This window comes from Vicinamibacterales bacterium, assembly GCA_035699745.1.
In the GTDB taxonomy this organism is placed as follows: Bacteria; Acidobacteriota; Vicinamibacteria; order Vicinamibacterales; family 2-12-FULL-66-21; genus JAICSD01.
This window is the reverse complement of sequence record DASSPH010000102.1, coordinates 43448-53344: the sequence shown is the minus strand read 5'-3', so window position 1 is coordinate 53344 and position 9897 is coordinate 43448. Positions and strand designations below refer to the sequence as shown.

The 9897-nt window shown below is 70.9% G+C and carries 6 protein-coding genes; 3 read left to right on the top strand and 3 right to left on the bottom strand.

Annotated features, from left to right (window positions below; all coding sequences use genetic code 11):
* The 3 genes from VFK57_23680 to VFK57_23670 all read right to left on the bottom strand — a co-directional run.
* Positions 1 to 1031 (bottom strand): sugar kinase (locus tag VFK57_23680; protein HET7698738.1); only part of this gene is annotated, 1031 nt, incomplete at its 3' end.
* A 7-nt stretch (positions 1032 to 1038) separates the two neighbouring features.
* Positions 1039 to 2499: a gluconokinase gene (locus VFK57_23675; GenBank protein HET7698737.1), complete on the bottom strand. Its 1461-nt coding sequence runs from the start codon at positions 2497 to 2499 to the stop codon at positions 1039 to 1041.
* 14 nt (positions 2500 to 2513) lie between these two features.
* Positions 2514 to 4580 (bottom strand): prolyl oligopeptidase family serine peptidase, encoded by a 2067-nt coding sequence (locus VFK57_23670; protein ID HET7698736.1) that lies wholly within the window; start codon positions 4578 to 4580, stop codon positions 2514 to 2516.
* A 26-nt stretch (positions 4581 to 4606) separates the two neighbouring features.
* Between VFK57_23670 and VFK57_23665 the strand changes: the two genes are divergently transcribed.
* The 3 genes from VFK57_23665 to VFK57_23655 are packed head-to-tail and all read left to right on the top strand — an operon-like array spanning position 4607 to position 9878.
* The gene (locus VFK57_23665) at positions 4607 to 6052 is read left to right on the top strand and encodes a Xaa-Pro aminopeptidase (protein HET7698735.1); all 1446 of its coding nucleotides are present in this window, start codon (positions 4607 to 4609) and stop codon (positions 6050 to 6052) included.
* Between the two features lie 20 nt (positions 6053 to 6072).
* The gene (locus VFK57_23660; protein ID HET7698734.1) at positions 6073 to 7950 is read left to right on the top strand and encodes a tetratricopeptide repeat protein; all 1878 of its coding nucleotides are present in this window, start codon (positions 6073 to 6075) and stop codon (positions 7948 to 7950) included.
* Positions 7947 to 9878: a sulfatase-like hydrolase/transferase gene (locus VFK57_23655; protein ID HET7698733.1), complete on the top strand. Its 1932-nt coding sequence runs from the start codon at positions 7947 to 7949 to the stop codon at positions 9876 to 9878. Before VFK57_23660 ends, VFK57_23655 begins: the two co-directional genes overlap by 4 nt.
* The last annotated feature ends 19 nt before the right edge of the window (positions 9879 to 9897 follow it).

Sequence of the window (9897 nt, the reverse complement as noted above, 5' to 3'; positions counted from 1 at the left end):
AGCGTCGCCATGGTCGTGTCCCCGGGGAACGTGGTGAGCAGCGCGCCGTGCGCCCATCCCAGACGCACCGCCTGCTCCGCGGGTTCGCCGCTCATCAATCCGTAGAAGAAGCCGGAGGCGAAGCCGTCCCCGCCGCCGACGCGATCGTAGACGTCCAGCTCGCAGGTGGGCGAGAGATGCGTCTCGCCGCCGATCCACGCCACCGCGGCCCAGGCGTGCCGGCTCGTCGAATGCACTTCGCGCAGCGTGGTCGCCACCGCTTTCACGTTCGGGAAGCGATCGACGACGCGCGCCATCATGTCGACGAACGTCGAGGGATCGAGCCGGGACGTCGCGGCGACCTTCGGCCCGGCGATGCCGAGCCCTTTCTGCAGATCCTCCTCGTTGCCCACGAGCACGTCGACGTGCTCGACGATGCGGCCGAGCACCGAGACGGCGCGCTGCGCACCGCCGGCGGCGGTCCACAGCTTCTCGCGATAGTTGAGATCGAACGATACGACCGCGCCGTGCTTTCTCGCCGCGTCCATGCCTTCGACGATCAACTCGGCGGTCGTTTCCGACAGCGAGGCGAAGATGCCCCCGCTGTGAAACCACCGCACGCCGGCGGCGAAGATGTCCTTCCAGTCGAAGTCGCCGGGCTTGAGCAGCGCGGCCGCCTCGTTGGCGCGGTTGTAGAAGACGACCGGTCCGCGGACGCCGAACCCGCGATCGCTGTAGACCGCCGCCATGTTCGGTCCGCGCACCCCGTCGTGCGCGAAGCGCTTGTAGAACGGCGTCACGCCCATCGCCCTGACCTGTCCGGCGATCAGCTCGCCGATCGGATAGTCGACGAGGGCGGTGGCAATGCCGGTGCGGAGCCCGAAACAATCGGCCAGGTTCGCGGCGCAATTGAACTCGCCGCCGCTGACGTGCACGGAGCACGCCGTCGCCTTGCGGAACGGCACGATCCCGGGATCGAGACGATGAATGAGCGCGCCCAGCGACAGGAAGTCGAGCGCGCCGTCCGGCTTGATCTTCAGCGGAGTCGACATTGGCGAGTTACGGTACCACAAGCGCCCGCCGCAGCCGCTGCTGGCGCGCCGCCGCCGCGCGATACGCGGCGTGCGCGGCCGCGTCCGGATGAAAGACGCGCGCGATGCGCGGCTCGAGTCCGCGAACCGGCACGCCGAGCTGCTCGAACCCGAGAATCGCCGCGCCGCGGCTGGTCAGCTCCCCGTCGCGCGGGACGCTGAGCGGACAGCCGAGGGTGTCGGCGACGATCTGCGGCCAGACGCGCGAGGCGGTCAACGCCGTCCCCGTCGCCAGCAGGTGCGAGACGGGGGCGACGCGCACCAGCTCCTGCATGACGTCCAGGAAGCGACAGGCGACCGCCTCGAGTCCCGCGCGGACGATTTCGTCGCGCGTGGTCGTGAGCCGCAGGCCGGCGATGGCGCCGGACGCGTCCGCCGGATAGTCGGGGGTTCGCTGGCCGGCGAGGAACGGCAGCACGGTCAGGCCGTGCGCGTCCGGAGGCAGGCGGGCGATTGCGGCGTCGACGCGGGCCGCGGCCTTGCCGCCGTCCTCCAGCCCGAGCGTCCGGCGCATCCACCCCGCAAAGTTGCCGCCGTTGCTCAACGCCCCGCCAACGACGTCGCGCCGCCGATCCAGGCAGTAACGCCACAGCTCGAACGGCACGGTGTGGACGCGATCGGCCGGCAGGATCTGGCGAAGCGCTCCGGAGGTGCCGATCATCAGCGCCGCGCGCCCGCGAGCGGTGCAGTTCGCGCCGACGTTGTTCAGCGCGCCGTCGCCGGCGCACGGGATCCAGCGCGCGCCGCGCAGCTGCGGCCAGCGGCGCGCGAGCGCGGCGGAGAGCTGCGCCCCGGTGTCGTCCAGATCGACAATCGGCTCGAGCTGGGCGGACGAGATGCCGGCGGCGGCGCACAGCTCCGCGTCCCAGGTGCCGGAGGCGTGCGCGAACAGTCCCGTGGCCGAGGCCTGCGACCGGCTCTCGGCTCTGCGCCCGACCCAGCGCCGCTCCAGGTACGCGGGGAACGTCATCCAGCGGCGGACCCGCCGGAACGTTTTCGGATCGCGCTGCGAGAACCAGCGCAGACGCGCCGGCCAGTAGGTCGTGTGAATGCGGCAGCCGGTGCGGGCGTGACTCGCGCGCTCGTCGAGGCGCGCGCGCAACGCCTCCACCTGCGGCGCGCTGCGGGTGTCGCTCCAGGGAATGACGGCCGTCAGCGCGCGTCCATCGTCGCCGACGCCGACCAGGCTGTGCCAGAAGGCGGCGACCGCGACGGCATCCACGCCGGACCGCATGCCCGAGAGCGCGCCGTCGATGGCGCTCGCGACGGCGCGCTCCATGGTGGCGGCCGATGCCTCGACGCTGCCGTCGCTGCCGGCGCGCCAGCGATATGGGATCCGCGCCCCCGGCCGGAGCGGATGCAGACCGCGGCCGTACACCGCCGCCCGGATCGACGACGTGCCGATGTCGAGGGCGAGCACCCGCGCCACCCCGGCATCTTATGTCAGGGCATTCGCAGTGCGCCGACGCCGAGAAAGGCCAGCATGTCGGCTTCCTCCTCGATGACCTTCGCGATCGGCTTGCCGGCGCCGTGCCCCGCGCGGGTCTCCACCCGCAGCAGAACCGGCCCGCCCCCGCCGGCGGCCTGCAGGCGCGCCGCGAACTTCTTCGCCATCCCGGGGGCGACGCGGTCGTCGGTATCGGCGGTCATGATCATCGTCCGCGGATAGGCCACGCCTTCGCGCACGTTGTGGTACGGCGAGTAGCGGAGCAGGTACGGGAACTGGTCCGGATCGTCGGCGCAGCCGTACTCGGGAATCCAGAACCGCCCGACCGTGAACCGGTGATAGCGCAGCATGTCCGCCACCGGCACGCGGCAGAGGACGGCGCCGAACAGCTCGGGACGCTGGGTCATCACCGCGCCGACGAGCAGGCCGCCGTTGCTCCCGCCTTCGATTGCGAGCAGGTCGGGGCGCGTGTAGCGCTCGCCGATCAGGTACTCCGCCGCGGCGATGAAATCGTCGAACACGTTCTGCTTGCACTCGAGCATGCCGGCGCGGTGCCACGCCTCGCCGTACTCGCCGCCGCCGCGAAGGTTCGCGAGGGCGAAGATCCCGCCGCGATCGAGCAGCGGGAAATTCCCCGGGTCGTACGCGGGCGTGCGATTGATGTTGAACCCGCCATAGCCGCTCAGCAGAACCGGGCGCTCGCCGTCGCGCGGGAGGCCGGCGCGGTGCACGAGGAACATCGACACCGGCGTCCCGTCCTTGCTCTCGTACCAGACCTGGGTGGTGCGATACGCCTGCGAAGGGAGCCGTAGATCGCTCCCGCCCTTCGGCGGAACGTCTCGCGGCAGTGGATCTGCGGCCTCGAGGCCGGAGCTGCCTGCCGATCTGAATGCACACGGCGGGGTCGTAAATGAGGCAAAGGTCACGACGATCTCGTCGCGATCCGTATGTGCGTCAAGCGTGACGACGGTGCCAATCTCCGGAAGCTCGATCGCCCCCAGCCGCGACCCGTCCAGCGCGAATCGCACGATCCGATCGCTGGCGTTCTCGAGGAACACCGCGACCAGCGAGCCGGCCGCCATCGCCACGCTCGACAGCCGATGCGGACCTTCGGGCACCACCTCGCGCAGCAGCGGAGCCGGATGCGACGGATCGACGGACACGACGCGCCCCATCGGCGCGTCCCGAGTCGTGCGGAAGTAGAGCAGGCCGCCCGCCGACTCGATGAAGTCATAGGCGGCGTCGAAGCCCCGGAACAACGCGCGCGGGGCGGCGTCCACGCGGCGATCGATCAGATACACCTCGCTGTCGTCGCTGGCGCCGCGCTGCGCGACGATGACCGCGTAGCGGTCGTCGTCGGATACGTGGACGAGCGGCACGATCTCCTTTTCCTCCGGCTTCTCGAAGACGAGCGCGTCCGCCGCCTGCGCGTCGCCGCAGCGGTGGAAGAAGATGCGCCCGAAATACTGTTCGTCCTCGGGCGGAACGCTGCCCGGCTCCGGGAAGCGGAGGTAGTAGAACCCGGTGTTGTCGGCCGTCCATGCGATGCTCGCGAATTTCACCCACGCGAGCCGATCGTCCAGATCGGCCCCATCCTCGACGCGGCGGACGCGGATCGTCTGCCGATCGCTGCCGTGTTCGGATATCGCGTACGCGATCAGCGATCCGTCGGGCGAGGCCGCGATCGCCGTCAGCGCCGTCGTCCCGTCGCCGCTCAGGCGGTTGGGATCGAGGAGCACGCGGGGCGCGCCGCTCCAGCCGCGCCGCACGTAGAGCACGGGCTGGTTGAGCAGTCCCGGGTTGTGGCTGAAGAAGTAGACGTCGCGGCGGCGATACGCGGCGACGGTGCGCGGATAATCGAAGCGCCGCGTCAGCTCCTCGACGAGCGCGTCGCGCGCCGGGCCGTCGAGCATCGATCGCGTGAGCGCGTTCTGTGCGTCGACCCAGGCGCGCGTCTCGGGACTGCCGTCGTCCTCCAGCCAGCGATAGGGGTCCGCGACCGCGACACCGTGGAGCACTTCGACGAGGGGATCGACGCGGGCAGGCGGATAGCGGACGGGCACCGTGTCTCCCACTATAATCGCTGGTCATGAAGCGCCATCTGCTCGTCCTGGCTTGTGTGGCCGGCGGTGTGTTCGCAACCGTCTCGGCGCAGCCGCCGCTGTTCTCGACCTCGCTCCCGAAAGAGGAGTTCGCCGCGCGGCGGGCCAAGGTGCTGCAGACGATCGGCGACGGAGTCGCCGTGCTGCAGGGCGCCACCGAGACCTCTGCGTACGAGAAGTTCCGTCAAGGCAATCAGTTCTACTATCTGACCGGCGTCATCACGCCGCGCGCGATCCTCGCGATCGACGGGCGGACGAAGACGTCGACGCTGTACCTGCCGCCGAACAACCCGCAGATGGAGCGCTCGGAAGGGCCGCTGCTCGGGCCCGGGCCCGCGGCGGAGCAACTGTCGGGCATCGAGCGGGTGCGGCCGCGCGAGGAGTTCGACGCCTTTGCCGCGAGTCTCGCCGGGCGGACGATCTACACGGCCGTCCGCGGCGAGACGACGCTGATGGGCACGCCCGATCGCGCCGCGGCGCACGCCCGCGCCAGGGCCGCCGATCCGTGGGACCTGCCGGGCTCGCGCGAGGAGTTCTTCAAGTCACGCCTGGCGGAGAAGGCGCCGGGCGCCCGGTTCGAGAATCTCGACGACGTGCTCGACGAGCTGCGGATGGTGAAGAGCGCGCGCGAGATCGCCCTGCTGCGCGAGTCGACCAGAATCGCCGGCCTGGCGCTGATGGAAGGGATGCGCTCGGCGGAGCCGGGAATGTACGAGTACGAGATCGAGGCGATCGGCGACTACATCTTCAAGAAGCACAACGCGCAGGGCCCGGCTTATTACGGGCTGGTCGCCACCGGCACCAACGCCGCCTGGCCGCACTACCACGCCGCGCAGGCGCAGCTGAAATCCGGCGACCTCGTGCTCTTCGACTACGCCCCCGACTACCAGTACTACACCTCCGACGTGACGCGCATGTTCCCGGCGAACGGCAAGTTCACGCCCGATCAGCGCGAGCTGTACGGCATCTACGTGAAGCTGTATCAGGCGATCATGACGTCCATCCGCCCGGGCGCCACCGGCGACATCCTGAAGGACGTCGTCCGGAAGATGGACGACGCGATGGCGTCGCACGGGTTCCGCAGCCAGAAGAACCGGGATGCGGCGGTGCGCTTCGTCGAGAGCTACCGGGCGCGGCTGGCGTCGCCGCGGCCGAACGCGACCCTCGGCCACATGGTGGGCATGGAAGTCCATGACGTCTCGAAGAACTTTTCCGGCTATCGGCCGGGCATGGTGTTCACCATCGAACCGGCGCTGACCATTCCGGACGATCGCGTCTACATCCGTCTCGAAGACATGATCGTGATCACGGAGAGCGGCTACGAGAACATGTCCGCGTTCGTGCCGTCGGAGATCGACGCCGTCGAGAAGCTGATGGCCGAGCCGGGAATCGCGCAGTTCATGCGCAAGCCGTCGTCCACCGCGTCGCGCTGATTCGGCGGCGATGCTCCGCCGTGCGCCGCCACCGTTTCCTGGTGTTTCTCGCCGCGGTCTTCGCCGCGAAGCTCGTGGTCGTCCTGCAGTTGCGGCAGCATCCGCTGCTGCAGGCCGATCTGCCGGGCGTCGAATCCACTGCCTACGCCGCACTTGCCGCGCGGGCCCAGGCGGGAGAGCTGGTGCTGCCGCTCTACGCCAACTTCGTGGCGCTGATCCTGGCGGCCGGCGGGACGATGGCGTCGGTGAGGATCGCGCAGATCCTGCTGGGAACCGCGGCGGTCGCGTGCCTCTTCTCCGCGACGCGCATCTGGTTCGGGGAGCGGGCGGCCTGGGTCGCGGCGCTGCTCGCCTCCCTGACCGGCCTGTTCACCTTTTATGAAGCGACGATCCTGCCGTCGGCGCTGGACCCGTTCCTGACCGCCGCGGCGCTCGCCGCGATCGCCACCGCGTTAATCGGCCGGCGAACCTGGCTCGCCGCCGCCGCTGCCGCGGTCCTGATGCTGCTGCTGAACCGGCCGATGTTCCTGAACCCCGGCCTGTACTTCTACATCGGCAACAATGCCGCTTCCGACGGCACCTACCGGCCGGTCGCCGGCATCGCGGCCGAGGATCCGCGGCAGCAGCGTGAGGACGCACGGGCGATCGCCGAAGCATCCGCGGGACGCAAGCTGACCGGCCGCGGCGTGACGGCGTACTTCCTGGACCTCGGGCGCAGCTGGATCAGCCTGCACCCGGCGGACGCCGCCGCGCATTTCGCGCGCAAGCTGGCGCTGGTCTTCAACTCGGGGCACGTGGCGGCGAGCTACAGCTTTCCCTTTTACGCCCGTGACGCCGGCACGCTGCTCGGCTGGCTGTTCGTCGGGCCGTGGCTGCTCCTGCCGCTCGGCCTCACCGGGCTGACGATCGGCCTGTTCCACGAGCGGCGAAGCGACTACGTGATCTGGGCGGCGTTCGTCCCCATCTACGCCGTTGCCATCGCCGTGTTCGTCGTCACCGAGCGCGATCGCCTGCCCCTCCTCGTGCCGCTGTGCGCCGGCGCCGGCGCCGCCGCGGACTTCTTCGTCTCGCGTGCGAGGCGCCCCGCTACGCTGCGGCGCGGCGTCCGTCGACCGGCGTACATCGCCGGCGCGTTCGCGGTGCTGTGCGCGTTCGCGGTGCTCACCAACGTGCCGATCCCGCGCGGCGACGGGCGCGGTGAAGAACGCGCGCGGATGGCGGAAGCGATGATCGTTCGCGATCGGATCGATCTCGCGGAAGAGTGGACGGCGAAAGCGCTCGAGATGCACCCCCGTCCGGCAGACGTCCACCTGCGCGTCGGGCGCCGGCTCGCGGTGCACAGCCGGCCGGAAGCGGCGCTGCCGCATCTGGATCGCGCCCTGACGCTGGATCCGGGCTCGGCAGAGGCGCATTACGCGATGGGGCAGGCGCTCCTGCAGGCGAAGCGCGCCCGGGACGCGGTTCCGCACCTGCGCGCGGCGCTGAAAGGCGGCGTCGGCGAAACGTTCGCCGCCTACGATCTGGCGCGCGCGCTCGCCGCCGTCGGCGATCGTGCGGGCGCCCTTCAGACGCTGCAGGCGCTGGGCGTGCCGGCCGCCGGGGACGCCGCGAAGGCGGCGCCCGGCGCGCCGTCCGACCGCGACCACTGGTATGCGCTCGGCACGCTCGCGCTCCAGCTCGAATCGCCGTCGCTCGCCGCGGTCTTCTTCAATGCGGCGATTGCCGCCGCGCCGCGATTCGCGCGGGCGCATCGCGATCTCGGCGTGGCGTTGATCCTGATGGGACGCCACCAGGATGCGGTCGTGCCGCTGGAGCAGGCGGCGGCGCTCGACCCTGCCGATACGGTGACGCAGCAATACCTGACGCGCCTTCGGCAATACCTCAGGCGGGTCAGATGATCCGCGGCTGCGTTGTCGCGCTCCTCGCCGTCCTCGCCGCCAACGCCGCATGCACCCGGCGGAGCGACCCGCCGGCGCCGGCGGCCGTCAAGCCGTCGATCCTGCTGATCACGCTCGACACGACCCGCGCCGATGCGATCGGACCGGAGGCGCGGGGCATCGAGACATCCGCCTTCAACGCGGTGGCGGCGCGCGGACGGCGGTTCCGTCAGGCGTATGCGACAGTGCCGGAGACGCTGCCGTCGCACGCATCGATGATGACCGGACTGTACCCCGCCGGCCACGGCGTTCACCAGAACGCCCGCTACGTGCCGGCCTCGGCGGCGCTGCTCGCCGAGAAGCTGCGCGCGGCCGGCTATCGGACGGCGGCATTCGTGTCGTCGTTCGCGCTGGCGGCGCGATTCGGGCTCGCCCGCGGATTCGACGCGTATGACGACGGGCAGCCGGCGGGAGGGCCTGAGCGCGCGGCGCGCGAGACGACCGAGGCGGCGCTGCGCGCGTTGTCGATCGATTCGGGCCAGCCGCTGTTCCTCTGGGTCCACTACTACGATCCGCATACGCCGTACGCGCCGCCCGAGCCGTTCCGGTCGCGCTTCGCGGCGAATCCATACCAGGGGGAAGTCGCGGCGATGGACGAGCAGATGGGCCGGCTCACGCAGGCGTTCGAACGGCAGGCGCGCGGTCCGGTCGCGGTCGTCGTCGTGGCGGATCACGGTGAAGGGCTCGGCGATCACGGCGAGCCGCAGCACGGCCAGCTTCTCTATCAGTCCACGATGCAGGTGCCGCTGGCGATTGCGGGACCGGGCGTCGAGCCCGCCGTGATCGACGAACCGGTCAGCACGCGGCGCGTGTTCCACACGATCCTCGACTGGGCCGGGCTCGGCGCCGACCAGAGCCTGCGCGGCCGCCACGAGGAAGTCGTGCTCGGCGAGGCGATGAAGCCGTTCCTCGAATACGGCTGGCAGCCGCAGGTGATGGCGGTCGCGGGACGCTTCAAGACGATCCTGGCCGGGCGGCTCGAGACCTACGACCTTGCGGCGGATCCCGGAGAGCGGCACGACCTCGGATCGAGCGCGGCGCCTGCCGGGCTGCGGCGATCGCTCGACGACTATCCGGCGCCGTCGCCGGATGCGGCGCGCCCGCCCGGGAACCTGGACGCCGAGGCCAGGCGCCGGCTCGCGGCCCTCGGCTACGTCGGCGCCACCAGCGCGCCGGTGGTCCGCCGCGGCGCGCCGCGGCCGGCGGACATGACGGCGCTGTTTCCGGTGATGGAGGAGGCGGCGGCGCTGTTCGCGGCCGGCGACTTCCGCCGCGCCATCGTCCCGCTGCGGAAGATCCTGGCCGCGGATCCGTACAACCTCGACGCGGCGCTGCGCCTGGCGACCGCGCACTCGACCCTCGGGGAGGAGAAGGAGGCGGCCGCGGCGTTCGAGAACGCCGGATCGATCGCGCCGAAGTCGCAGGACGTCCGCACGTACCTCGCGCTGCACTACGCCCGCACGGCCGACTGGCCCCGCGCGATTCCGCTGCTCGAACAGGTCGTCGCGGAGAGCCCCGATCGCCTGACCGCCGTCGAGGCGCTCGCCACCCTGCACGCCCGGCGCGGTCAGGCGGCGATGGACCAGGGGCGGACGGCGGAGGCGCTCGCGGACTTCGAGCGGGCGCGGACGCTGAACCCGGCCGGGTTCACGAAGGATCTCGAGCTGGGCGTGCTGTATCTCGCGTCGCGCCGCGTCACGGAGGCGCGAGCCGCCCTCGATCGGGCGCTCGCGTCGCGGCCCGACGATCCCATGGCGCTGTTCAAGCGCGCCCAGGTCAGCGTGCTCTTGAACGAGCCGGACGCGCGCGCCCGCATCGATCGCGCCCGCCAGAAGGCGGACGCGACGACGAGGGTGTTGATCGAGAGGGAGCGGCTGTTTCAGAGATAGGCATCAGCGATCAGCTGAA

What these genes read in the sequence shown, in the direction of transcription:
- VFK57_23665 (HET7698735.1), top strand. Translation starts at nt 4,607, where the DNA reads ATGAAGCGCCATCTGCTCGTCCTGGCTTGTGTGGCCGGCGGTGTGTTC.
- VFK57_23655 (HET7698733.1), top strand. Translation starts at nt 7,947, where the DNA reads ATGATCCGCGGCTGCGTTGTCGCGCTCCTCGCCGTCCTCGCCGCCAAC.